Below are 303 nucleotides of genomic sequence, written 5' to 3' on the forward strand. Positions count from 1 at the left end.
CTGAAGATGATCTCGATGGTCGGCTAGTATCTGCCCGGCATTCCGGGCGGCATCTTCGCGCCTTCGCTATCGATCGGCGCGGGCTTCGGCAATCTGCTGCACATGGTGTTCGGCTCGATGCAATTGCCGATGCTGATCGCGCTCGCGATGGTCGGCTATCTGGCTGCGGTCACGCAGTCGCCGATCACGTCGTTCGTGATTGTCATGGAGATGATCGACGGTCACGCGCTCGTGATCTCGCTGATGGCCACCGCGTTGATCGCAAGCCGCGTAGCGCGCTTTTTCGCGCCGCCGCTGTATGAG

1 pseudogene is annotated in these 303 nt (G+C 61.4%); it reads left to right on the forward strand.

From position 1 onward, the window contains the following. A pseudogene (locus tag SB771_RS33970) lies at positions 1–303 on the forward strand (chloride channel protein); the annotation flags it as partial.

The organism is Burkholderia sp. SIMBA_051 (genome assembly GCF_046534915.1).
Taxonomy (GTDB): Bacteria; Pseudomonadota; Gammaproteobacteria; order Burkholderiales; family Burkholderiaceae; genus Burkholderia; species Burkholderia ambifaria.